Source organism: Citrobacter sp. RHBSTW-00881 (assembly GCF_013728515.1).
GTDB classification, from domain to species: Bacteria; Pseudomonadota; Gammaproteobacteria; order Enterobacterales; family Enterobacteriaceae; genus Citrobacter; species Citrobacter braakii.
In genome coordinates this window covers 1,144,325-1,170,710 of record NZ_CP056269.1, presented here as the reverse complement: position 1 = coordinate 1,170,710, position 26,386 = coordinate 1,144,325, and the positions used below count along the sequence as shown (strand labels likewise).

Here is a 26,386-nt window from a genome sequence, read left to right as displayed (position 1 = left end):
CAACCAAAATATAAGCATCAGAATAGCAGGTCAAAATAGATAATCTGCAGCAGTTAATAAAATAGGGTTCAGACATGAACTCTGGCAACTATGTTACTCAGTTATGGGTGACCTGTAGCAGGTATTTATTTGACGTGTTCAACCATTAACGATTGGGATGGAATTATGGAATTAAATAGCTGCACCGCCAACAACAGAAAGCCATTGTCTTTCTTTTGGTCAGTTTTACCCATGATAGTCATGCTGGGTGGCATTAGCATCGGATATTTTATCTTCAATATTCGAGCTGAACCCATGATCCTCATGGGAACCGCAACCGCCTCGTTTATCGCCATCGCTCACGGCTACACATGGGATGACATTCTACAATCTATTTGCAATAAAATATCTGAAGCGCTTCCTGTCATATTAATCGTCGCCAGTATCGGTTTCTTAATTGGCGCATGGATGGTGTCAGGCACTATTCCAATGATGATTTATTATGGTCTGAAGTGGATTAACCCGCAGTATTTCTATATTTCAGCATTTATGCTGGGAGCGCTGATCTCAGTCTGTACCGGCACCTCCTGGGGATCCATCGGAACCGTCGGGATTGCCATGATTGGCGTAGCGATTGGTCTGAATGTTTCGCTGCCCATTGCTGCTGGCGCTATTGTCTCCGGCTGCTGGTTTGGTGATAAGCTTTCTCCGGTTTCTGACTCAACCAACATGGCGGCGCTGGCTGCCGGTGTAAACCTGTACTCGCATATCGGCCATCTGCTGTGGACCACCGGCCCGGGATTTATTATTTGCTGCGTCGTATACAGCTATATGGGCATGGGCATTGATGCCTCATCCAGCGCGCCAGCCAATATCACCAACTTGATGAACGCTATCGGCCAGATTTATCACTTTAACATTCTGCTACTGTTGCCACCGATCATCGTTTTGTATGGCTCATTGTCAAAAAGACCGCCAATCCCGATGCTCTTTTTATCCACAATAGTCTCGATGATTCTGGCATTAGCCTTTCAGCAATTTACCGCATCATCGGTTGGCGAATCCGTGGTTAGCGGTTTTAAGCTCGCGATGCTCACCGGAGATAACCTGCCAACACTGTCATCAGATGTTTCGCGCTTACTGGAACGAGGCGGCGCCATTTCAATGTTTAGCAGCTTCGTCACCGTCTTCAGCGCCTTCAGCTTTGCCGGCGCAATGAGTGCGACAGGCTCTTTGCACACCGTGATAAACGCGCTCACGAAAGGCGTTAAATCCACATTCCGCCTGGTGGCCACCACGATTGTGACGACGTTCACCATCTGTGCCTGTACGGCAAATGGAACCTTGCCACTGCTGCTGTGCGGCGATGCCTTTAAAGAAGAATATAAAAAACGAGGACTTGCGACAAAGAACCTCTCGCGTACTACCGAAGATGCCGGAACCGTTGTCGAACCGATTATCCCCTGGTCTGCCTCAGGCGTTTATTGCGCCACGATGCTGGGCGTGGCGACGCTTGATTATTTGCCATGGGCAATCCTCTGCTACAGCGGCATCATCTTTGCCCTGCTGTGGGCGGCCACCGGTATTGGTATTGCTAAATATGAACCAAATGAAGCTACAGAGCATATGGTTGAGCAAAAATCATAGGCTAATAAATAGCTAAATATTGGCTACCACCAGGGTAAATTTAATATATCGATTAGATATACAGAAATATTCTTCACTGTTGCGTTGCTTAAACTATTTTTCAGAGACTGTCCAGGAGTCAGCAATGTCTTTGTTTGATGATATTGTCATAAGGGATGTTAATTGCCGTAAATACGGTCAATTACAACAGATGTACGGCACCACCGATGTATTACCGTTGTGGATTGCAGATATGGATTTTGTGACGCCAGAGCCAATCATGAGCACACTGCGTTCAGTGGTATCGCAGCCAGTACAAGGCTACAACCTGGATTATCCGCAATGGAAAGAGTCCGTTATTCATTGGTATGCGCAACAGTATGATGTCGACATAAAGCCACACTGGTTGCATTTTATTCCCGGCGTCATAAAAACTATCGTGCTCTCTCTGATGGTGTTTACCCGACCAGGTGATAATATTTTAACCTGTACGCCAATATATGACCCCTACCCTAATCTGGTAAATACCAGCGGCAGGAATTTGATTCAAACGCGCCTCATTGAGAAAGATGGTCATTACGAATTTGACTGGCATGATTTCAGCGAAAAACTCAAGCAGTGCAAAATGTTTCTTTTCCCTTCGCCGCATAATCCGGGCGGTATGGTATGGTCGCGGGAAACGCTGGAAAAAGTAAGTCACTATTGTCAGCAAGCTGGCGTCATTATTCTCTCAGATGAAGTGCATAGTGATTTAACCCTGCCAGGCAAGCGCCATCTGCCGTTTTTTACTTTAGACGAAGCGACAGGGAGCCAGTCAATCGTGCTGACCTCAATCAGTAAAACCTTCAACACGGCGGCGATCCAGGGCGGAATTGCCATTATTAAAAATAATGAATTACGCCATCAGTTCTATGGTTTCCTGGATAACTGCTACCTTGCCGAGACACATTCATTACAGCAGGCGGCCATTTACAGCGCCTTTACCCATTGTGGCGACTGGCACCAAAAATTATTAGCCTACCTGGCCGACAATGTGGCGTTTGTTAAAAGTGAAATTGAAAAGCACTGTCCCTTAATCTCCATTGTGTATGGCGGAGCATCGTATCTTCTGTTTCTGAACGCGGAAAAAATGAATCTTAGCGATGAACAGCTAGGCGCATTTTTTGTGCAGGAAGCAAAACTGGGTCTGTCACCAGGCGCGCAATATGGCCCCGGCGGAGAGGGTCACATGAGACTCAACGTTGGGTGCCCGCGCTCGGTACTGGTAGAAGCGATGAACCGACTGAAAGCCGCGTACCAAAAACGACAGAACGCGTAGCGCGCATCACACTCTTTGCCCCGCCACGGTGGGGCAAAACTATACAAAGATGTTGCAGAACTGCTATAAAGTTTTTCCGTTCTGTCGGCTGGTGTTAAACTGGAAAGTGTGATCTTCATCATAACCTGCTTAAACAGAGAAAAGAGACACTGCTATGCAACATATCATTGAGGGCTTCCTCAACTTCCAAAAAGAGATTTTCCCTCAACGTAAGGAACTCTTTCGCAGCCTGGCATCCAGCCAGAATCCCAAAGCACTTTTCATCTCCTGTTCCGATAGCCGCCTGGTGCCAGAACTCGTTACTCAGCAAGAGCCCGGACAGCTTTTCGTTATCCGCAACGCCGGTAATATCGTTCCGTCTTTTGGACCGGAACCCGGTGGCGTATCTGCTACGATTGAATACGCGGTTGTCGCACTTGGCGTGACGGATATCGTCATCTGTGGACACTCCAACTGCGGCGCGATGAAAGCCATTGCTGATAGCCAGCCTCTGGATCCGATGCCCGCTGTGGCTCACTGGTTGCACTATGCCGATGCCGCGAAAGCCGTGGTTGATAAGAAAACCTGGGATAACCCAATCGATAAAGTTAACGCCATGGTGGAAGAAAACGTTATCGCACAGCTCAATAATATTAAAACGCATCCTTGCGTCGCGGTTGGGCTGCGAAATAATGCGCTTCGTCTGCACGGCTGGGTATATGACATCGAAAGCGGTGAAATCCGTACCCTGGATAAAAACAGCAAAACCTACGTTTCCCTTGCAGATAACCCGCAGGTGCATTTCGAGTAAATCGTCCACTGGAGCAAGGATGCTCTGGAGAGCTTTTACCTACTTTTGTGCTATAGACAAAAAACATGCTTGCGACTAAATAGATGCGCGGAATAGTAGATCACTGAAAGGGAACTCAGCCCGGATTGTGCGATCTGATCAATCGCCAAACCAACCAAAACCACCAACCGGACTGAGCGATGCCGATCATAGCACCAATACCCCGTGGCGAACGACGCCTGATGCAGAAAGCTATTCATAAAACGCGCGATAAAAATCATGCCCGCAGACTCACGGCCATGCTGATGCTTCATCGGGGTGAACGGGTCAGCGATGTTGCCAGAACTCTCTGTTGTGCTCGTTCATCCGTTGGTCGCTGGATTAACTGGTTTACGCACTCAGGTATTGAAGGCCTGAAATCCTTACCCGCAGGGCGCTCCCGACGCTGGCCTTTTGAACATATCTGCACCCTGTTACGTGAGCTGATAAAGCATTCTCCCGGCGATTTTGGTTATCAACGTTCACGCTGGAGCACCGAATTACTGGCATTAAAAATCAATGAGATAACCGGTTGCCAGTTACATGCAGGAACCGTTCGCCGCTGGTTGCCATCTGCGGGGCTTGTATGGCGCAGGGCCGCGCCAACTCTGCGTATCCGTGACCCACATAAAGATGAAAAGATGGCGGTAATCCACAAAGCGCTGGATGAATGCAGCGCAGAGCATCCGGTATTTTATGAAGATGAAGTGGATATCCACCTTAATCCTAAAATCGGTGCGGACTGGCAGTTGCGCGGACAGCAGAAACGGGTAGTGACGCCGGGGCAGAACGAAAAATACTATCTGGCCGGCGCACTGCACAGTGGCACGGGTAAAGTCAGCTACGTGGGCGGCAACAGCAAAAGTTCAGCGCTGTTTATCGCTCTGCTGAAGCACCTGAAAGCCACTTACCGGCGGGCGAAAACAATCACGCTGATCGTTGATAACTACATTATCCATAAAAGCCGCGAAACACAGCGCTGGTTGAAAGCAAATCCCAAGTTCAGGGTAATTTACCAGCCGGTTTACTCGCCGTGGGTGAATCATGTGGAACGGCTATGGCAGGCACTTCATGACACGATAACCCGTAATCATCAGTGCCGCTCAATGTGGCAGTTACTGAAAAAGGTCCGCCATTTTATGGAAACCGCCAGCCCATTCCCCGGAGGAAAACATGGTCAGGCAAAAGTGTAGCGGTATTAGGCGCAGCTATTTAGTTTTAAAATAGCCACTGGTATTCTCACATCAGTTTTCGCACATTCATACAACGTTGCGACAGGTCTCATGAACTGAGCCGCAAATAGCTGTTCATACATGATGCAGGCGATAAAAAGGAGCGGGTACGAATGCAAGCAAAAATAAAAAGAATAATAAATATGTTATTCTATCATGAGTCGTGGGATATCATGATTATTAAGGATCATGGTACACACTTATTCCCGAATAATACACTGGATATATTAAGTAAATCCGCTGCACAGCAGTTAAAAAAGAAATATACGTTTCAGGCCGATCCTTTTCTTATTGAAAAAGATGATAAACTGTTTGTTTTTTATGAAGCTTTTAGCTTTCGCAACTCGAAAGGCACGCTCCGATGCCGTATTCTTGATCGTGAACTGGTTGAAATTGATGACGTGAAACTTGAAGGTTTTGACGACCTGATGTGTCATTTGTCATTTCCTTTCCTGATTAATATTAACGATCAGCTCTTCATGATTCCTGAATCATCAGAAAGAAAAGAAGTGATACTGTTTCAGTCTGTAGAGTTTCCTACGCGCTGGAAGAAAATTAAAGTTCTAATCTCTGACACCGAAGTGACAGATAACATTTTTCTTTCAATGAATGAGACCTGCTATCTTATGTCGACCACCATGGATAATAAAATAATTATTCATTCGGCCGAGCATCTCCACGGACAGTGGCAGAGAATTACTCCTGCATTGAAGGTGAGCAATCATCATCATCGGGGAGCGGGTGCGCCTTATCTTGTCGATAACAAAATGTATTTCTTAACCCAGGAATGCACACCTGAAACGTATGGAAAATCTATCTACATCAAAGAATTAGTTACACTGAATGACGCTACTTTTGATGAGAATCTGATCGAACAAATCAATTCGTCGATCAACCACAGTGACGGCGTTCACACGCTAAATTTCTCAAGTAATTATATTGCCTATGATACAAAAATAAATAAGTTCAGTCTGTTGGCAATCTTTAAAAAAATATCATATAAGTGTATGATAAAATATAGAAACGTATACCTTTCCCGGCAAAATAACTGATCCACTGGATCCTTGGGTACATTGCTGGAAAATCGCTCGGGTTTTTAGCATTTTTCTGGAGTCTGTATGGCTATTCTTGTCACTGGTGGTGCAGGTTATATTGGTTCACATACTGTTTTAACGCTACTGGAAAGAGGCGATGATGTCGTTGTCATCGATAATCTGGCAAACGCCAGCCGAATCTCGCTGGACAGGGTCGCGGAACTCACAGGAAGGGAACCCATTGTCTATATCGCTGATGTTCTCGACAGGCAGGCATTAAAAAACATTTTCGCCAACCATAACATCACTGATGTCATTCATTTTGCGGGCCTCAAATCGGTTTCCGAGTCGATAAAAGAACCCCTTGCTTACTACGAAAACAACGTCACTGGAACGCTGGTTTTACTGGATGAGATGCTGGCCGCAGGCGTTAATCGATTCATTTTTAGCTCATCAGCTACGGTATACGGTAATCCGGAAAGCGTGCCGCTGAGCGAGCAATCGCGTACGGGGGGTACCACCAATCCGTACGGTACCTCTAAATTAATGGTCGAACAGATTCTGGCCGATTTCTCCCGCGCGCAGCCCGCTTTCCGCATTACCTGCCTGCGCTATTTCAACCCAGTCGGCGCCCACCCATCGGGTCGAATTGGTGAGGATCCCAACGGTATCCCCAATAACCTGGTGCCGTACATCTCCCAGGTTGCGATTGGTAAGCTGAAAACTGTGTCGGTTTACGGTAATGACTATCCAACCCCCGACGGCACCGGCGTTCGTGATTATATCCACGTCATGGATTTGGCGACAGGCCATTTAGCCGCGCTGGATAGCCAGAACAAAGGCGCAGCCTACAAGGTGATTAATCTCGGTACCGGGGTCGGTTATTCTGTGATTAATCTGATTGAGGCGTTTGAAAAAGCGGCGCAGAAAAATATAAGTTATCAATTTGTCGACAGAAGGCCCGGCGACATTGCCGAATGTTGGTCTGACCCGTCACTGGCATACAAAGAGTTGGGCTGGAAGGCCATCTACAACCTTGATGAAATGATGCGTGACACCTGGAACTGGCAAAAAAACAACCCGAATGGTTATAACATCTGATGTACCCGGCAACGAGCCTGAGCCTCAGGCTCGTTGCCGTGACGGGCTAGCGTGCCGTTATCGTTGATACGCGATACCAGCCGCTGCTTTGCTTTCCTTCGTTGGCAAAGTTAATTCTTGCCACCCCGGATTTATCCAGCATCGAAACCTCAATGGCGTATTGCCCTTTCGCCAGTCGGCCCGGCATGGGCAATGCGTAGCTAACCTGATAAACGCCCGGGAGCCAACGTCGTATATCATCCGCCGCATTCCCCTGCGCCACCACCTTATTGGCGCTATCCACCACACGAAATGCCAGCGTGTAGGGCAGATAAATCGGTGCGATACCTTCGTTATACCAGGTACTGTTCAACCTCAGCGTTTGTCCGCCGTCCCACACGGACTCATGGCTCAGAGACGCTAAGCGAAACCGATAGCCCAGTTTGGTCAGCGCGTCGTCAACAATCGGTCGATAATCGCTGGGTATCGCTCTCGATTTCAGGTTGATCGTGCTGGCGTGCTGCTTGACCGCCCAGTCAAAAATGCCCTGCACTTCGGCACGCGTATAGTGGAAGGTGTTCTTCCAGTCCTGCATATATGAACAGATTTCCAGACTGACCGGCGCACGTTTCCAGGCATCGTTAAACCCTGAATAGCTCTGCTGTGCTGCCAGTAATCGCTGCGGGTAATCATCGGCCATATGGCTCCAGGAGTCCGAAAATACGCGCAGGTCACCCCAGCAATCCGCCCGCCATCCAGCCCCTCGCGCCACCGCATTAGCCAGGCTTTGCCCACCGCTCATCAACATTATTTTCGGCGTCGAAGGGAAGGCAGAAAAGTGCATTGCGACGTAGGGGTCTAACTGCGCGGTGGTGTACTGCTCCAACAGTGGTTTCAGATCAGGGAAATTGCTGTTATGCCATTCACCCCAGGCCCCCACCATGCCGATATCCACAAAAGCGAGATTCTCATTACCGTCGTAACGTTTTCCGAATGCGTTCAGCAGACGCTGGCTGTACTCAATAAACAGCGGGTCGCTTAAATCCGGAATAAATGTTTTATTATCGGGCGTCCAGCTGCCTTTCACGCCTTTTTTAATCAGCCAATCGGGAATTTTGGTGCCATCCCCCGAATCGGCAAGCACCATAAACCGCAGCCCGACATTCATCGCGGGACGATGCGCTACCGCGTATTTGAAGGCATCATCCACCAGCGCAAAATTATACTGACCTTCAACAGGCTCCAGCTCTCGCCAGTAAAATCGCTCGTATTCAAATCCGGTATTGGGATAATCCGCCAGACCCAGCGTTTCACCGTACCCCTGATGAAAACTTGCCACGCCAATCCCCGGATTGGTTAACGGGCCCGTTAATGCTTTGGGGGTTACGGTCGTTAATGCAGACATAACCGCCAACGGAAAGGACATCAACAACAGCGCAGAAACCCATTTACACTTCATCGCAGTGACGCCCTCCACAGGTTTGTTTACGCTAGCGGTTTTTCAGGCTTAACCACCAGTCCCATATGCCTACATGAAAATTTTGAAACACATCAATACCTAATGCTGATTTGATCATATACAGCGTCAGCAATACGCAGCAGGTAACGAACAACACGGCAATCAGCAGCAAAAAAGTGAGCAATATTCTCGACAGGGTCGATTCCTGACGATGCTGCCGACGCAAATCTCTGCCAAACAAAAAAACCAGATAATAGCGTTTACTGAAAAAGGGAAAGCTTCGGCGAATATCGATCTGATGCCGCGAAGTCAGAGTCGAGGCCAGGATCGCTTTTTCCACCCCTTCTTTTTGTTCAGGAGTCAACCCTTGCGCAATCGGCTCGTCAAGGTGAGCATAAAATCGTTCGATGACGGGAGGACGATTTTGAGGACTGGTCAAAATTAACCTATATCTTTATCAATTGAGTGATAGACGTTAATCGTCTTTTTGGCAATTTCATGCCAGTTATAGTTTTGCAAATATACACGATAGTCCACGCTATTGGTTGCCGCCCACTCGGTTAATTTTTCGGCCAGGCTTGTCACATCCCCCACCTTAAAATAGGCCTCGGACGGCAGTTGAACTTCGAGGTTAGCCGGAATATCACTGACGACGGCAGGAAGAGAAAATGACATCGCTTCCAGCAGCGCAATGGGCAATCCTTCATGGTATGAAGGCATCACAAACAGCTGGGCCTGCGAAAACACCGCCTGAAGCTCATCACCACGCAAGAACCCCGTCATCACAACGCCAGGCGTGTCCGCGGCAAGCTTTTTGAGGCGAATGCTGTATTCGGTCGGATGATCCGCATCGCCAATTAACACTAACGGCATAGTTAAACCGCTGCGCTGATAGGCGGCGATGGCATCATGCATCCCTTTTTCTTCCACAAATCGCCCAACCACCACGAGGTAGTTTTTCGGCTGCAGCCCAAAGCGGGAGAGCGTATTGTCGATGGTCAGCGCAGATAACGACCGCGGCTCGTTGACGCCATTGTGAATTAAATGCGCATCATAGCGAGCGTGTTTTTTCTGGATCAGTTGATTAATAACCTCAGAAATCACAATCACTTCGTTGGCATATCTCACTGCCCAACGCTCACCCAGCAGCAATATTTTTTTAGCAATGAATCCCCATTTTTGACGATCGTAATCAGGTCCATGGTGGGTGAAAACCACCTTCTTCCCTAACATGCGTAATAATGGGATCACAAGCCCAGGCCCGATAGCATGGACATGCACAATATCCGAATGGTCGATACTTGTCCTAAATGCCGCTAAAACGGAATGGACAATCGCTTCCAGCGAGCGCTTTTTGGGTGCCCACAGCGCGTAGGTTTCAACTTTCTTATATAACGATCGTTTGTAATTTACATACGGCGAGCGTGCAATCACGCAAATATCAACGTCCAACTGCTGCTTAATGGCAGGATATAGATTCTGACAGTGTGTCTCCACCCCACCCAATACATCGGGAATACCACGCGTACCAAAAACCGTTATTTTTTTACTCATACTATGGCCTGCTCAGCAGTTCTTTATAGAGCGCCAGTAGAGTATCCATATGTTTACTCAGCGCATATTTTTCACTCAATCGCGCACGACCCTGTAAGCCCATGACCCGCGCCTTCTCTGGCGAGTCGGCCAGTGCATCCAGCGCATTTGCTAACTCTTGCACATTGCCAGGTTCGAATAAAATCCCTTCGATACCATCACGAATTTGTTCCGGGATGCCGCCGATGCGCGATCCGATCACCGGCTTGCCTAAGGACATCGCCTCTAATATCGCCATAGAACAGTTTTCATAGCATTCTGAAGGAAGGATCACTGCCCGCGCATGCTTAATAAGGTTATCGAGAGCTTCCCCTTGTTGCACATAACCTAAAAACTCAACGTCCGGGTATTGGGCGACTAATTCATCGTGCAGTGGACCGTGCCCTACAATTTTCAGCGGCGCTTTGTTCTGCATTTTCTCATGCGCCGCCAATAACGTTGCCACGCCCTTTTCACGGCTCAGGCGACCGAAGTACAGCATATAGCCCGCATCGCTTACCTCACCCAGAGGACGGCTGTCATCAACGCCATTGACGATGACATCAATGCGCGAATTCGGCAGCGTACGCAACAATACGCCACGTAAAAAGACGCTCGGCGAAACGATCACATCCAGCGCCTGGTAATTTTGCGCAATATATTGCCAGGTCGCCTCTAAAGAGAGCAGGAGGCTTTTTGAAGCAGAGCCTTCCTGGCAACGATACCTGAAGGCATTGAAAACCGTCCCGGTAATACAGGAATCACACACTTTACCGTCGCGCAGCATGGAATAGGCAGGACAGACGATTTTATAGTCATGCGCGGTCAGCACCGTTTTGCAGCCAAAATTGCGGGCCACTTTAATCAACGCTGGCGTTAACTGATGGTAAATGTTATGGAAGTGGACGATATCCGGACGCTCTTTTTGTAGTAGCGCCAGCATCTTTTTGCAGGCTTGCGAATTATGAATAAAGTTAACCGCCGTTTTGAGCCCGCCCAGCAGATTGCTCTCCTGGTGGTAGTCCACATTGCTGACGAAATAATCCGCATAGTCCGAAGGGAAATTGTTCTCATGCTGCATCGAGAAATCAACAACCTGCACTCCGGCCTGTTTCAGCATCTCGCGCTCTTGAAAATAAACGGTTTCCGCGCCGCCTTTAATGAAAAAAAACTTATTCACTAATAAAACTTTCATTGCGCCAGCCTTAGTTATTCATGAATGATTTTACTGTCAGGCGGAGTCAACGGATCGCGTACTGGTTTAGTCAACCCTTTAACAAGTCCCGCAGAAAGCACGGCCAGGTTCATTACGCTCTGCAATCCGTTCAATAACGATCGATTCTGCACGGTTTTCAAGATAATAAAGGCTAGCAAGGGTAGAAATGCAATATCGAAAAGTTCGAGATTGAAGGTCACCGCCGCAATAAACAAGGCAATCAGATACACAGAAAAAATCGCCTCGTTCTTAACCATTTTTAACGCTTTGCCGAAATAAGGTTTTCCCCACGCACAACGTAAAAGCTCGCCCGGTGCCTGATAGTATCCACTTTTCCAGCGGTGCTTCAGCATCTGAAAGGTCGGCATGGTATGCGAAGTATGAATAAAATACGGAATATTCAGACGGCGTAGTTTATAACCCGCATCGAGCAAACGCAGGCCAAGTTCAGCTTCTTCATAAGCGTGCAAATTACGGTTGGTGAGATAACCAATTTTCTCAATCGCAGAGCGGCGATATAACCCACCACCGCCTAAATGGTCGCTATCTCCAAGCGGATAGATTTTACTAATACGCTGCTTACGCGATTTAAATTCATAGTTAACGGCATCGTCCATTTCAACGGTTCCCGCGACACCTGCATATTCCGGCTCAGCCTGCAAAAAAGCGACAGCCTGATCCACAAAGCCCTCTTCCAGCTCCATGTCGCCGTCCATCAGCAACAGATATTCCCCTTCACTATACAGATAACCTAACTGATGCCCGACGCCGCAGCAGCGATCGCCTGGGTCAGTTAAAGAGACCACGGTCACCCCTTTATCGATCGCAAGCTGTTGGGTGTTATCCGTTGACAGGCTATCTGCCACTATAATTTTATGTGGATAATCAACAAGCTGCCTGCGGATACTGTCTATCGTTTTCTCAATACATTCAGATTCATTGAGTGTTTTAATACTCACTGAAATAAACGGTTTTTGGTCCATACAATTACCCTACACAGCGAAGGACGGTTCGACGAATCACTAAACTTGATCCTAGTGATAAATAGAACAGGAATTGTAACATCGGTGTAATCATCAGTATCTGGCTGTAAGGTAAGCTAATTAAGCAACTGATAGCAAAAGCGTTAAACGCCGGTGCAAAGCTCAGCAACTGAAGATCCTGCTGGTCCAGTTGTTCAAGCGTCAGTAATGGCTTTGGCTGACAAACTTTCAGGATATAAATGAATAAGCTAATAAAAAGTAACGTGCCGATCACCCCGACTTCCCACAGCAGCATACTCAGGGAAGTCGAGTCGAGAATTAAGTTATAAATGATATTCAAAAAGCCCGGCGACACCGTACTCCCGCTGTTTGTGGCGTTGAGCCCATAACCAAATAACGTTCCTGAAAGCCCCCACAGATCGTTATTTTTCAACCAGAACAGGAACGTCGTAAAGCGCCCTAACTCCCCCGTAGACATGATGTAGTTCGGGTCAAAGATATAGCTTAAGGAGTCGATGAAAATGCTTAACGAACTTTTCGACGGATCGCCGCCAAACGCGGAAGAATAATAGTACGCGAGGATCACTATCGACAGGCTAATAAGCAGCAGCATGCCCGCCACAATAACCAACAGCGTTTTCAGATTAACCTTACTGACGTCTTTGACGTAGCTCGGTGAGATCCACACCCACGCGAGGAACAGAGGTGACAGCAGAATAACGAACTTCACTTCACCAATAATACATAGCCCGATCCCAAGAACAATGTGCAACGCCATGGACTTGAACGTGGTCAATCCGTGCTTATACTCAGAGACTTTTAACAACATAATCAACAGGCAAAACAGGCCCATCGCAGCAGTGTTACCGCCCCCCATGGGGTCACCGCCAAACGTACCAACCACGGAGTCCCATTTCTCATCTTCGCCACGCACCGCAACGCGCTGGGGAACGACCAGTAAAACCTGATAAATCATTACCGGGATTTGCGCGTAAAACACCCAGTACAGATAGCGCGTTGCACGGTAAATCTGCGACTCCCGGCAAAATCCCAGCAGCAAACAGATCATCACCAGTGACAATGCGATTTCATTTTTAAATGCCACAATCGCGACGGTGATCCCGCCCTGAATCAGCGTCGATGTTCCGGCCAGTATCAGGAACGAAAAATACAACGCCAGGACAATCGTCTCCTGCGCATCCAGCTGCAGCGAGCCATCACGCGTCTGCATCACCAATAATCCCACCATCAACAGGGTCAGGAAAAAGGGGATCCACAGCACCGACTGCATGCCGGTAAAGTATTGCACCAGGCCACACAGGATCAGCGTGACAAAGCTAAAAACCTGTAAATAGTATCCGGTATTCAGCGTCATAGTATCACCGGCTTATCTTTCAGAAGATTGGCTCGCTTATTCATTTTCAGATAAATGAAGGCGTAGCGAATAAATGTCAGTGAAGAAAACAGGATAACCGACGTGGCATAATCTTTATGAAAATAGGGAATGACGACAAATGCGAATAACACAATCGCCAGCTGTTCAAGTTGGATACGTAGAAAATAGCGGTGGGAACCAAAAATAAGCTCAATCACCGTCAGAGGGCTTATCGCCAGCGCCGGGAATAAATAGGGCAACATGTAGCGCGACGTCTCAATGGAGTTAATCCAGTCTTCGCTAAAGCCCAGACGCATCACTATTGGATAGAAAATAAACACCCCGAGAGTACAGATAACCCCCAGAACCAACAGTAGCATCCGTACCCTGGTATATTCCTGATAATTAAAGGTATTATTTCTGAAGTCGATAGACCACTTGGAAAAAATAGTATTGCGCACTGCGTTGCCAATGATCACCACTGGCGCCAGACAAAAGCGGCTAACCACGGAAAAATAACCTGCCGTCAGCGCCGAGAACCAAAAGTTAATCAACATAATCGGCAAATTACTGCTGGCCATCGCCAGCACTTCCGCACTACCGACTTTGGTAATGTGATGGATATTTTGTTTGAAAAAATGCCAGTTACTGGCAGGTCGCAAATGTCTGGCCGCCACGGAACGAATATCAAACGAATGCAAAATACAGCTTATGGTCAGCAGCATCGTCGCGCAGGCCCATGACCAATAAAACAGTTGCACCTGATGCGTAACCAGCACCGAAAGTAATACCACCACAGAGACAGAGATGCGCTGGAAAATCAGAAAACGAAAATTGGCCGTGCGCAGCGACAGGTTTTCCGAGATTAAAACCCACGCCGTCGCCAGCGTCAGCAAATAGAGGAACAGGATGTTCTGGTGAAACAGCCACGCTGTCAGTACGGCGTACGGTAAGGCAATGATCGTGCTTTGGATCAGGCAAAAAACGACGTTCTGTACCAGTTCGTCGTCGTGCTGTTTTGGAATTAAAAGCTGCGATGCAAAGGTACACACCTGCGCGCCCACCACGGCGATGCTGTAATTGAGCGCATAAAGCCCCACCTCAGCCATATCATACTTGTGCGAAATCAACCAGATAGACAGCGCACCAATCAACTGCGAGATGACTGATGAACCGGCTATCGTGGAAGCGCTCTTCAGTAGACTCATACCCGGCCTGGCGTCGTCAACAGTTGATCGGTACTGAAGTTAAGTGAACGCAGACCCTCCTGGGTTTCAAGATCTCTTTCTTCAACCGCATTGAGCACCGCGCCAATCACCACGCCGTTATTTTCCTCAATCTTATCCAGCGCGCTGGCGATGTGTCCCGCCGACCCCATCCCGGCTTTCACAATGAAAACAACCCCATCGACGGCACGTTTGATCAGTTGAACATCCTGACTCTGATTCACAGCAGCAACATCAATAATGATGCGCTGATAATGCGATTTCAGTTCGCGCATTAAGGGTTCAACGTGCTCCGACGACAACATCAGTAAAGAAGAGATGGTGCTCTTGCCGTGCGCAATAAAGTCGAGATTATCACTGAGCGTGATCCGCGCCTGTTCCAGCTGAGTCTCTCCGCGCAGCAGCTCAGCCAGGCCTGCGGATGTGGCTGATGCCAGTTCAGAAGAAAGCCCGCCCGTATTAAAGAAATCCGCATCAATAAGCAGCGTTTTCTGGTCAAAACTAAAGGAGTTCGCTAACAGATTCGCCAACAAAGAACGCCCATCACCGTGTTCCGTCGATGCCACGGCGAGCGTCTGTAATGGACGATTATCCAGCATAATCCGGGTACGGATACCGTGCACAATATCGGCATTCAGCGGGTTCTTCAGGATCATGTCCCGCACTTGCGCACGCCCTGAGGTTCCACTAAAACGACGGATTTCGCCCAGCGGGGTAACGTTGAGGCGCTTTTTCATGCGACTCAGGCTAGCGATTGAGTTATCCATCGCCGCTTTGACAATGAAATACATGATGCTGAACACGACCACCAGCATGACCACCATCACCAACAGCAGTGATTTATTCGGCTTCGCCGGTTTTAATGCAGGAACTGCGGGATCGTATAACACCGCATCGGCATTCACGCCGGACAGCGACAACTCCTGAGTACGCTGATAGAGCGATTTATACAGGTCTTCCATTTTATCTAACGACAGTTTTTGGCCGTTCCAGGCATCCCGTTTTGACGCCATTTTCTGGAAGATCTCTTTCTGCTGTTCCACCTGTTGCTGATAGTTCTTTTCATCCGCCAGCGCCGCCAGATATTGCTGACGTAAGCCGACTTTCAGCTCACCCAACACCCGTCCGGTTTGGCTTTGGATCGACTGAACATCGGCCTCTGCTTTTAAAATGGCGGGGTTTTTTGGCCCATAAACTTTGCGCAGTTCAGACAACGTACGCTGCGCCTGAATCAACGCAATGCGCAGATCCTGAATCTGAGCATGGTTAGAGACCGAAGGCAGCGAGATAACGCTCTCGGCGGACTTCCCTGCTCCATTCACTTCGTTATAAACGGATTCAGCGGCAACACGACGTTGGGTCGCGTCGGCCAGACGATTGGTCACGATACTTAACTGCTCGGTTTCAAAACCATCGATACCGCGAAAGGTCAACAGCCCGGCATTTTTCAGATAGCTTTCCATCTCTTCTTTTTGCTTCGCTATCGACTTCTGAATCTCTTCCATTTTTTCATAATTCAGTTCGCGGGCTTTCTCTACTTTCTGACGCTTTTGCTCCAGCGTATAGTTGATGAAAGCCTGCGCGACGCCGTTGGCGATATCAGCCGCAACCTGGGGCGAAGTCGATTCATAGGTAATAGAGGCGAGGTTCGTTGTCCGAATACCGATGACATTCAGGTTTTTCGACAACGTTTTCAGCGCCAGCTCCATTCTCAGTTGCCGACTTTCACTGCTATCAGCGCCCTGATCATCGGCTTTTTCCCCGGTAAATGCCGGATTTTCATCCAGCTTCATATCGCGAACGGCTTGCTCGAGCACAATTCGTGAATGCATCAACGCATATTGCGTTTCGTAGTAACCACTGCGCGTTGAATCGAAACCATCAACCTGTGGGAACGGAGAAACGTTATCGGCCTGCGCCTTAATCAGCACCGTCGCCGTTGATACATACTTTGAGGACATCATGCTGATTAACGGATAAGCCACGACCCCGGCAACGATACCGGCCAGCGCGATTTTCCAGGCGTTCTTTTTCAGCGCTTTGGCAAAGCGGGAGAATTCAACAGTGCTTTCTCGTTTTTTGCCGTTTTCCACTATTGATAGTTTCATCGTCAGAAGAACCCCATGCCAATAATCACGACATCCCCAGGATGAACAGAGTGCGTTAAATCAACATTCTCAAGCAACTGATTGCTACCTGACAGGCGAATGTTGATATCTTGACGGTCAGCACGATCTGTAAATCCCCCCGCCTGCGCAATAGATTTCTCAACGGTAAGTCCTGGCTCATAAGCGAATCCATTCGGACTTTTCACCTCGCCAGAAACATAGTATTTACGGAACTCGGCAATACTCACCGTCACCATCGGAGTAGTAAAATAATCTCCAGTCAGGCGTTGAGTTAATTCGTTAGTCACCTGTTCAACAGTTTTATCTTTTAATATAAGAGCACCAACAAACGGGAAATTAATCTCCCCACTCTTATCCAAAATAAACCGCATCGTCATATCGGGTTGACCATGAACAGCGATATTGACAGTATCCCCTGCCCCAAGTCGGTAATCCTGCTGAACAGTAGCAGGATCGTCCATTAATCTCGGGCTGGACGTTGTGCATCCGACCATCAGGATACTGAATAGCAAAACCGCGCACAGTTCTATTATTTTCATTTTAGATCTGAACCTTAGCTTTAAGCATAATCATAGAATTATCATAACCCAACGTTCTGATGACTTCCTGATTGTCGTTGGGACCGATATAAAACGAATCAGTATCCTTATTCGAATTCAACATATCTATTTGATATTTAATCTCAAAATTGACCGACGGCGTGTAGTCATAGGGAAGGTGCGAATAAGCGGGGAAATTCTTCTCGGCTGACTCAGTCATTTCATTTCTTCATGTTTGAGCCGATTTTTTCTCCCGTAAATGCCTTGAATCAGCCTATTTAGACCGTTTCTTCGCCATTTAAGGCGTTATCCCCAGTTTTTAGTGAGATCTCTCCCACTGACGTATCATTTGGTCCGCCCGAAACAGGTTGGCCAGCGTGAATAACATCGCCAGTTGGTTATCGTTTTTCAGCAACCCCTTGTATCTGGCTTTCACGAAGCCGAACTGTCGCTTGATGATGCGAAATGGGTGCTCCACCCTGGCACGGATGCTGGCTTTCATGTATTCGATGTTGATGGCCGTTTTGTTCTTGCGTGGATGCTGTTTCAAGGTTCTTACCTTGCCGGGGCGCTCGGCGATCAGCCAGTCCACATCCACCTCGGCCAGCTCCTCGCGCTGTGGCGCCCCTTGGTAGCCGGCATCGGCTGAGACAAATTGCTCCTCTCCATGCAGCAGATTACCCAGCTGATTGAGGTCATGCTCGTTGGCCGCGGTGGTGACTAGGCTGTGGGTCAGGCCACTCTTGGCATCGACACCAATGTGGGCCTTCATGCCAAAGTGCCACTGATTGCCTTTCTTGGTCTGATGCATCTCCGGATCGCGTTGCTGCTCTTTGTTCTTGGTCGAGCTGGGTGCCTCAATGATGGTGGCATCGACCAAGGTGCCTTGAGTCATCATGACGCCTGCTTCGGCCAGCCAGCGATTGATGGTCTTGAACAATTGGCGGGCCAGTTGATGCTGCTCCAGCAGGTGGCGGAAATTCATGATGGTGGTGCGGTCAGGCAAGGCGCTATCCAGGGATAACCGGGCAAACCGACGCATGGAGGCGATTTCGTACAGAGCATCTTCCATCGCGCCATCGCTCAGGTTGTACCAATGCTGCATGCAGTGAATGCGTAGCATGGTTTCCAGCGGATAAGGTCGCCGGCCATTACCAGCCTTGGGGTAAAACGGCTCGATGACTTCCACCATGTTTTGCCATGGCAGAATCTGCTCCATACGGGACAAGAAAATCTCTTTTCTGGTCTGACGGCGCTTACTGCTGAATTCACTGTCGGCGAAGGTAAGTTGATGACTCATGATGAACCCTGTTCCATGGCTCCAGATGACAAACATGATCTCATATCAGGGACTTGTTCGCACCTTCCATAGCTCATGGTTACGCTAAATACCCCATCTTTATCATGCCGATCTTTATTCTGTTTTTTATAGTCTTCTGAAGTGTATGAGTAATCCAGCAAGGTAGAAAAACGGTTGCCTAACCAGAAGTGCTGGTAAGAAAGACCATACTGGGTGACTAAAATATATCCCCCAACTTCCGATGGGTCTTTAATGCTTTGCGCTGAGTGCACCGTAAAAACAGACTGCTGTAACGGCTTCCACTCCCCTTTTATATCCCAGTTTAGACCATTAAAATCATGCGAGTTTGCGTTGTTTTCAAATGTCTTGTACAACCATGAAATATTCATGTCGACATTGGTTTTTCCCGTCAACTGTGACTTCAGGCCATACAGTAAATAATACTCATTAGTGTCTTTTTCTGAGTTGTTATCATAGTGACGCTGGTTAGTAATAAAGCTATAGCGAAAACGCGTTCTGGATGTGTATTGGTCAAAAATTTCTGCCACCAGGCTATTTTCGTGCCATTCCTGTTCCTGAATGTAATTGTAGAAATCTTCACTACTCTCCTGGGCGTCGGACGTATTACCGAACGTCAGTTTTTTGTATAACAACGCCAGTTCCGCTTTCCCGCGCCCATCCGGCGCGCCATAGCTGTAGCGCAATTCACTGTTGATAAAATTCGTCGTCAGCGGAGATTTAATCCCATACTGCTCGAATTGACCCGGTAGAAACCCCTCAGTGATCCCTCGACCGCGGGATTCGTGCCCAAGCGTATCCTCCAGATTGAGTGTTAAGCCGTGCTTGAGCCCATAGCGCCAGGCACCGTTAAAACGGAAAAAATGATCGTTATAGTTATCAGCGGAATCGCTTGAGTAGTTACGATAATCACCGGAGTACATCAGTAAATACTTATCCTGACCGCGCTCTCCGATCATACTCAAAACGGGCGCTGCGCTCTGAAACGAGGAACCGATAGCATCTCTGCTATGTGGCTGATAAGACACGTTATCATTATAACCATAGTCCACAGCGACCTTGCCCTGGAAGTCGATCCCCGCAAAGCCAATGTGTGATTTCGGTGTTAAATCAGCCCATACGGGCTGCGATATCACGATTCCGGTAATCACGAGTAATTTAGTATGCATTCTTACCGATAAATCCTTTGAAAATAGTTTTAATAATAATTTTTATATCCAACCATAAAGACCAGTTTTGAATGTACTCAATATCGTACTGAACCCTTTTTTCCATCTTATAAAGCGCATCGATTTCCCCGCGGAAACCGTTGATCTGCGCAAGCCCGGTGATCCCAGGCTTAACTTTATGGCGGATCATGTAATTTTCGACCTGTTTACGGTACTGCTCATTATGCGTAACCGCATGAGGTCTGGGACCGACAATCGACATACTTCCCTGCAATACATTGATAAATTGCGGCAGTTCATCCAGTGAGGTGCGGCGTAAGAAACTACCAAACTTGGTTACCCGCGGATCGTTTTTAGTGGCCTGAATAACCGTATCGGCGTTCTCCATAACGCGCATCGAGCGAAACTTCCAGACCTTAATTTTTTGCCCGCTAAGACCATACCGATCTTGTTTGAAAAAGACTGGCCCGCGGGAAGTGAGTTTGATTCCAATGGCAATGGCCAACATCAGCGAAGAAATCATCACCATAATGATGCTACCAAGTACCTAATCTTCCGCCCGCTTGATAAACGACCCCGCCCCTTCAAACGGCGAACTAAAAATGCCAATAGTTTGCAGGTTGTGAATGGAGCGCAGCTTGGACATGTTGTTACTGTAGGTGTAGAAGTCAGGAACAATATACGTATCTACGGTGGTGTCTGACATCATCGCCAAAAAATGACGAATGCGTTGTAAAGCTACCATCGGTAAAGCGATGTAGATTTCGTCTATATTTCCCTGCCGGGCTTCCTCAACCAGATTGATCACCGGCCCACGAAAGGGGCTTTTAACCTTATCGACGATATCGCCACAGCGGGATAAGGCGCGCTCATCATAAAAAGCCAGATCTAATGTGATATTAGCGTATTCATCCATTAACGCGTTTTCTGCCGCCAGACCATTGTCAGTCAGACCAATAATCGCCACGCGCATACTCTTTTTCGTTGAATATTTAAAAATGAAAAAGCGAATGTAATAAAGAAAAGGTAATGGGATGAAGTACCAGTAAATAATCGCTGAATAAAAGGGGGAAGGCAGTTTGTCTAAGTAGCCGAGAGACTCGGGTTCAGCCACCGTCATGCTGACCAGTTCGTTCAGAAAAATCGCCAGTAGTGTACAAAAAACCAACCGTTTTTGATTACGTAAACCGATCGTCTTAATCTTTTGTTGATACATTTTAATGTATTCAGCAAACAGTAAGAAAAAGACTGAGAAGAGAATACTCAGAATGGCAATGGTGTTAAATGGCGCCAGACCTAACAGATGGGCGCTAAAAATTAACGTCGCATTGATTACAATGAAATCGACCAGCTTTAAAAAGACTGGATATCCCTGGCTGCTAATCTTTAGCGATTTTTTAAGCATATCTCAGCCCATTATTTATTGATCTTTAATTGTTTTTTTCTCATTTATGTTGCTAATTATATCACAAGTCTTAAAAACGCAATGGCACACTGTCAGTAAATGTAAAAAACAATGTAATACAATGTGATGGGTTTCGCACCATACAAATGCAACCCAATGATTTAGATGATTATTTATTGGTAATATTTTTTAATTTCATCCTTAAAAAACATGATTAATTGCAACATAAACGTCATTGACAGATCACAATTCATAAGCTACCAGCGGGTAGAATCACATGATGAGCGCCTGACAACGGGTTAACCTTACAAAAAGCAATACTTTGCCCAAACCTCGTTGCGCTACGGCCAGTGATGAGAGTCCTGGAGAGCGACAGAAGAAATCAATAAGTCTATTTATAATTCCCACCATAAAAATAACTTAGTAACACATTTACAAAGCAATGATTAGCAACCTTATTATAAATAAGGTATTTTACGAAGAGTCTGCGATTGCTTTCATTTTCACGCTCAAAATTCAAAAAAAAACGAATAGTAAAAAAAATTTAGTTTAAATAATTGTAGCAACTCCGATGAGTAGAAGTGGCAAGCATGGCTTAAATTAAAACGATAGCCAATCATTGAGAAAATGCGTGTTACATATTACTAATGTCAACATTCTGCATGAACACACCTTTAACATCAGAATTTTCAGCGCTTACCAACACATCGATTTAAAATAAAGAGAAGAGAATAAATGACAGCATTAAAATTTTGTTAAAAGCAGCGTAAATCGCCCCAACGAATTATTGATAACAATGTATATACTTTTGTTAAGATATATATAAAAACACCTTCCAAAGCCATTCAATCATGCCAAAAAATTTTGTTTACTTATTTTTCGCAAATAAATAATATCCGCGCCGGATTACTTGTTGAGCAATTTACGCACGTTAATCATTTCTTTCAAATGAAGTCCTACATCATTTTTTGACGTTGATGAACTCCAGCTGAATCTGTGCCTCTGACAAGTACTTTTCTGGGTAAATAATAAATTTAACGGAGTTATGATGATGAAAACTGCACTTACCAGCAGTGTACTGGTCGCTTTGTTTGCCGCTAATGCTGGCGCAGCAGCGAATTACGTTACCACTGCCGCAACAGGTTCTAAAGCCACCGCGACGGTCCATTTTACCGGTGAAATTGTTGCCAGTACCTGCGTGGTGAGCACAGCAAACCAGTCAGGTAAAACAGTGGCATTGCCACAAGTTACCAACCAGCTATTTAGCGGCGCGGGCTCTAGCACCGGTAATACTCCGTTTACGTTGCAATTTAGCGGCTGTAGTGGGGTAACTGGAGGAAGCGGCTATGTGGTGGTCTTTACTGGTAAAACCCCTGGCAGTAACGCAGCACTTCTGCAAGCGACTCGTGGTTCGACTCCTGCCACCGATGTTGGCATCGAAGTGGATCAAGCGGGTCATGCCCTTAATTTCGCTTCAGGTAGTAATGAGGTGATATTAACACCAGATCATAATGGCGATGCACAAATCGATCTGGTCGCCAAATATCAGCAAATTGGCGCAACGCTGCCTGCGGCTGGCACGATCACTGCGGATATGAATTACACCGTCATTTATAAATAACGGACGTTGATTGCTATGGATGGCACTCTTCCCTGAACCTGGAAAGTGCACCTGATGAATAAAATATTCTTTTACCTGTTGCTGTGTGTGGTTAGCACCGCTCACAGCGCAATTAATTTGGGTCAAACACGCGTTATTTATAATGAGAACGATAAAGCGGCGATGTTTGACGTCAACAATAATACAGACAAGCCATATATGGTACAGACGTGGCTGGATAATGGTAATCCGGATGAGACGCCTGCCAATCTGCCAATGTTAATTACGCCCCCGATCCTGAAACTTGACGGCCATAAATCAGCCGTGTTGCGAGCTATTTATCAGGGCAACGGCTTTCCTGAGGATGTTGAATCTGTAGTGTGGATTAATGTGCAGGAAATCCCCACCATCGAGAATGAAGAAAATACCTTACAGCTGGCGCAGCGTATTCGCATCAAACTATTTTATCGCCCTGTTGGGCTGAATATGACGCTACCTGAAGCCGTTGAGAAATTACAGTGGCAGTGCCACGGTCATACTCTGCGGGCGGTCAATGCGACGCCGTTACATATCTCCCTGACGCAATTACATATTAACGGCCAAAACATTGATGCCGACATGATTAATCCGCATGGCGAACGCACGTTTGCGTTGTCACAGCAAAAAGTCAGCCATATCGGTTTTAGCTGGGTAGATGATTACGGCGGCACTAACGCGGTTAATAACGTCCCGGTATCTTGCAATTAAGTTAGGGTTGCACATGATGAAAAAAAATAAGCACCCGCAACGGTACACCCTCTTTACGCTGTCAACGCTGGCCGTGTGCATACCTGCATACGCCAGCAGCACGCCGCAGTTTAATACCCGTTTTGTACATGGTACGCAAAATATTACCTCCGTAGTGCAAATAGACCGTAATGACGGACTTAGCGAAGGTACGTTTGAATACGATATATATCTTGACCATAGCTTCGTCGAAACGCGCAATGTTGACTTTAAAAGACGTCAACCACAAGGCAAGCCGCAACCTTGCCTGAGCGCGGACGATCTGCGCAAATACGGGATTAAAATTCCTGAAGGTAACGCCGATACCTGCGTGGAGCTCACGGCTCTGATCGCAAACAGCCGCCTGACGGCAGATGCAAACTACCAGCGCATTGATATTTCAGTGCCGGAAGCGTTTCTGCTTTCGACTGCGCATGACGCCGTGCCTGAATCGGCCTATGACGATGGGATTAATGCCGCTTTTGTCGGCTACAACGCCAATACGACGCACCTGATTGAACAGGGCCAGGATCATGACTCTGTTTTTGCCAGTTTTGCCAACGGTATAAACCTGGCGGGATGGCATTTTCGCAACCAGTCTACTTTCAGCTATGCCAGCGGTTCAGGCCGTCAATGGCAGGCGGTTTCCACGTGGGTGGAACGTAATATTATTGCGCTGCGTAGCCGCTTGCGCTTCGGGCAAACATATACTGACGACGATGTATTTGACAGCATCCAGTTTACCGGGGCACAGCTCACCAGCGATGAAAACATGTTGCCTGATAGCCAACGCGATTTTGCGCCAGTCGTTCGCGGCGTCGCCAATAGCAATGCCACAATCGAAATCCGTCAAAATGGCTATCTGATTTACAGTAAAAACGTCGCGCCAGGCGCGTTTGACATCGACGATATTAACCCCAGCAACCAAAGCGGCGACCTGAACGTCAGCGTTATTGAAGCCGATGGCAGTCGGCGTAATTTCAGTGTGCCTTATTCGGCGGTACCGAACATGCTGCGTGCAGGTAACAACCGCTTTCAGTTTACGGCAGGGGAATACCGCGACGGTTACAGCGGCGGTTGGCGGCCCCGCTTTGTTCAAGGCACATTGAGTTATGGTCTCAGCTTTGGCTCCACGTTGTACGGTGGTTTCCTGACCGCAGAAAGCTATAATGCGATTGCCACCGGGATCGCGCAGGATCTGCACCAGTTCGGCGCGATCTCTTTCGATATCACTACCGCCAGAGCGCAGCTCGCCAGTGGAGATGCGTCCACAGGACAAAGTTATCGTTTCTTATACTCCAAATCGCTGAACCAGTACGGTACGGATTTCCGTCTGGTAGGCTACCGCTACAATACCTCCGGTTATTACAGCTTTAGCGACACCATTAACGAGCATAACAGTTGGTCCTCGGGCTATTACGACATCGCCTATGACGACCCGAATCAACAGCTGCGTTTTCCTGGCGAAGAGCACAACAAAAAGCATTACTACACCACTAACTACAATAATCGCCGTCAACGTTTTGAGGTCTCTGTTAACCAGCGTTTGTGGGATAACGCCTCTCTTTACGTCAGCGCCAGCCAGCAAAACTACTGGCACAACGGGAGTCACGACCGCACGATACAGCTGGGTTACAACGATACACTGGGGAAAATCAACTGGAGCGTTTATGTACAGGATACCCGTAACCAGTACGACTACCAGGACCGCAGTATCAACCTGACGCTTTCCATTCCATTCGATTTCATGGATAGCCGCGGCTTTGTCTCCACCAACATCATGCATAGCCAGCAGAATGGCGACAGCTACTCCACCAGCTACAGCAATACAGCATTTGACGATCGTCTGAGCTGGGGCGTTCAGGGCAGTACCACCGATCGACAGGATTCCTCTGCCGGGGTTAACGCCGCCTGGCAAGGCGATAAGATGAATGTTCAGGGGGGCTACAGCGCAGGACGCAACTACCAGAATATGAATATGGGCATCAGCGGCGGGGCAATGCTGCACGCAGGCGGCGTGACGCTCATGCACTCTCCTGGCGACACCATGGTGTTGGTCGAGGCCAAAAATGCCGACGGTGTCCATATCCAGCAACAAAATGGCGTGGCAATTGACGGTAACGGCTATGCGGTCCTTACCGCCGCAAACGCATGGCATTACAACGTGGTGAGTCTGAATACCGCTGATATTGGTGCCGGGCTGGATATTCCGCAGGCACAGAAAAAAATTGTTCCAACAGAGAAAGCCATCGGCAAAGTGGTGTTTGAAACCTTCAGCGGCCGCAACTATCTGGTCAATGCCGTCATGCCCGGCAATATTGCCCCCCCGGTCGGCGCGAACGTACGAGATACCAAAGGTCGTAGCCACGGTCTGGTCGGTATGCATGGCGCACTGTATGCCAGCGGCGTGGAAGACAATTCTCGCCTGGAAGTGCGCTGGGGCTCCCATGCAAATGAACACTGCTTTATTCAAATGCCGGATAACCATAACCAGCCGGTGAAGAAAATCGGATATACACAAATTACCGCCCAGTGCGTCGGCTCGTAAGGTGC

19 protein-coding genes and 3 pseudogenes are annotated in these 26,386 nt (G+C 47.7%); 9 read left to right on the top strand and 13 right to left on the bottom strand.

What is annotated here, in order from left to right:
* The first annotated feature begins 165 nt into the window (after positions 1-165).
* From nhaC to galE, 6 genes are all read left to right on the top strand, one after another.
* Positions 166-1,626 (top strand): Na+/H+ antiporter NhaC, encoded by a 1,461-nt coding sequence (gene nhaC, locus HV311_RS05610; protein WP_016154105.1) that lies wholly within the window; start codon positions 166-168, stop codon positions 1,624-1,626.
* A gap of 124 nt (positions 1,627-1,750) precedes the next feature.
* Complete coding sequence (locus tag HV311_RS05605) at positions 1,751-2,923, top strand: MalY/PatB family protein (protein WP_191220827.1); 1,173 nt, start codon at positions 1,751-1,753, stop codon at positions 2,921-2,923.
* Positions 2,924-3,077: 154 nt separating this feature from the next.
* Positions 3,078-3,713 (top strand): carbonic anhydrase, encoded by a 636-nt coding sequence (locus tag HV311_RS05600; RefSeq protein WP_043017275.1) that lies wholly within the window; start codon positions 3,078-3,080, stop codon positions 3,711-3,713.
* A 179-nt stretch (positions 3,714-3,892) separates the two neighbouring features.
* A complete protein-coding gene (locus tag HV311_RS05595) occupies positions 3,893-4,924 on the top strand; it encodes an IS630-like element ISEc33 family transposase (protein ID WP_032425611.1) in 1,032 nt (343 codons plus the stop codon).
* Positions 4,925-5,076: 152 nt separating this feature from the next.
* On the top strand, positions 5,077-6,015 hold the full coding sequence (locus HV311_RS05590) for a glucosamine inositolphosphorylceramide transferase family protein (protein WP_049270986.1): 939 nt from the start codon (positions 5,077-5,079) through the stop codon (positions 6,013-6,015).
* A gap of 66 nt (positions 6,016-6,081) precedes the next feature.
* A complete protein-coding gene (gene galE, locus HV311_RS05585; protein ID WP_191220826.1) occupies positions 6,082-7,098 on the top strand; it encodes a UDP-glucose 4-epimerase GalE in 1,017 nt (338 codons plus the stop codon).
* 46 nt (positions 7,099-7,144) lie between these two features.
* Here galE and HV311_RS05580 read toward each other — a convergent pair whose 3' ends face one another.
* From HV311_RS05580 to HV311_RS05525, 13 genes and pseudogenes are all read right to left on the bottom strand, one after another.
* Positions 7,145-8,536, bottom strand: coding sequence for a DUF4832 domain-containing protein (locus HV311_RS05580; RefSeq protein ID WP_191220825.1), 1,392 nt, complete (start codon positions 8,534-8,536; stop codon positions 7,145-7,147).
* A gap of 31 nt (positions 8,537-8,567) precedes the next feature.
* The gene (locus HV311_RS05575) at positions 8,568-8,975 is read right to left on the bottom strand and encodes a hypothetical protein (RefSeq protein WP_016154111.1); all 408 of its coding nucleotides are present in this window, start codon (positions 8,973-8,975) and stop codon (positions 8,568-8,570) included.
* Between the two features lie 2 nt (positions 8,976-8,977).
* Positions 8,978-10,090, bottom strand: a complete 1,113-nt coding sequence (locus tag HV311_RS05570; RefSeq protein ID WP_019077506.1) for a glycosyltransferase family 4 protein — start codon at positions 10,088-10,090, stop codon at positions 8,978-8,980.
* A 1-nt stretch (position 10,091) separates the two neighbouring features.
* Entirely contained in the window at positions 10,092-11,303 is a 1,212-nt protein-coding gene (locus HV311_RS05565) for a glycosyltransferase family 4 protein (protein ID WP_191220824.1), read from the bottom strand.
* 14 nt (positions 11,304-11,317) lie between these two features.
* Positions 11,318-12,307, bottom strand: coding sequence for a glycosyltransferase (locus tag HV311_RS05560; RefSeq protein WP_016154114.1), 990 nt, complete (start codon positions 12,305-12,307; stop codon positions 11,318-11,320).
* Between the two features lie 4 nt (positions 12,308-12,311).
* Positions 12,312-13,682 (bottom strand): hypothetical protein, encoded by a 1,371-nt coding sequence (locus tag HV311_RS05555; RefSeq protein ID WP_016154115.1) that lies wholly within the window; start codon positions 13,680-13,682, stop codon positions 12,312-12,314.
* On the bottom strand, positions 13,679-14,890 hold the full coding sequence (locus HV311_RS05550; protein WP_115190319.1) for a lipopolysaccharide biosynthesis protein: 1,212 nt from the start codon (positions 14,888-14,890) through the stop codon (positions 13,679-13,681). Before HV311_RS05550 ends, HV311_RS05555 begins: the two co-directional genes overlap by 4 nt.
* On the bottom strand, positions 14,887-17,016 hold the full coding sequence (locus HV311_RS05545; protein WP_191220823.1) for a GumC family protein: 2,130 nt from the start codon (positions 17,014-17,016) through the stop codon (positions 14,887-14,889). The genes HV311_RS05550 and HV311_RS05545 overlap by 4 nt, the downstream gene beginning before the upstream one ends.
* 2 nt (positions 17,017-17,018) lie before the next feature.
* Positions 17,019-17,576, bottom strand: a complete 558-nt coding sequence (locus HV311_RS05540) for a polysaccharide biosynthesis/export family protein (protein WP_016154118.1) — start codon at positions 17,574-17,576, stop codon at positions 17,019-17,021.
* A 1-nt stretch (position 17,577) separates the two neighbouring features.
* Positions 17,578-17,754: pseudogene (locus HV311_RS27950) on the bottom strand (capsular biosynthesis protein); the annotation flags it as partial.
* A gap of 141 nt (positions 17,755-17,895) precedes the next feature.
* On the bottom strand, positions 17,896-18,876 hold the full coding sequence (locus HV311_RS05535) for an IS5-like element IS5 family transposase (protein ID WP_064349473.1): 981 nt from the start codon (positions 18,874-18,876) through the stop codon (positions 17,896-17,898).
* Positions 18,877-18,944: 68 nt separating this feature from the next.
* A pseudogene (locus HV311_RS05530) lies at positions 18,945-20,063 on the bottom strand (capsular biosynthesis protein); the annotation flags it as partial.
* Positions 20,053-21,468 (bottom strand): annotated as a pseudogene (locus HV311_RS05525) (undecaprenyl-phosphate glucose phosphotransferase). The pseudogenes HV311_RS05530 and HV311_RS05525, both read right to left, overlap by 11 nt.
* Before the next feature lie 1,048 nt (positions 21,469-22,516).
* Here HV311_RS05525 and HV311_RS05520 point away from each other — a divergent pair.
* The 3 genes from HV311_RS05520 to HV311_RS05510 are packed head-to-tail and all read left to right on the top strand — an operon-like array spanning position 22,517 to position 26,381.
* Entirely contained in the window at positions 22,517-23,089 is a 573-nt protein-coding gene (locus HV311_RS05520) for a fimbrial protein (RefSeq protein WP_169330488.1), read from the top strand.
* 54 nt (positions 23,090-23,143) lie between these two features.
* Positions 23,144-23,815, top strand: coding sequence for a fimbrial biogenesis chaperone (locus tag HV311_RS05515; RefSeq protein ID WP_047499484.1), 672 nt, complete (start codon positions 23,144-23,146; stop codon positions 23,813-23,815).
* A gap of 13 nt (positions 23,816-23,828) precedes the next feature.
* Entirely contained in the window at positions 23,829-26,381 is a 2,553-nt protein-coding gene (locus HV311_RS05510) for a fimbria/pilus outer membrane usher protein (RefSeq protein ID WP_191220822.1), read from the top strand.
* Positions 26,382-26,386 lie beyond the last annotated feature (5 nt).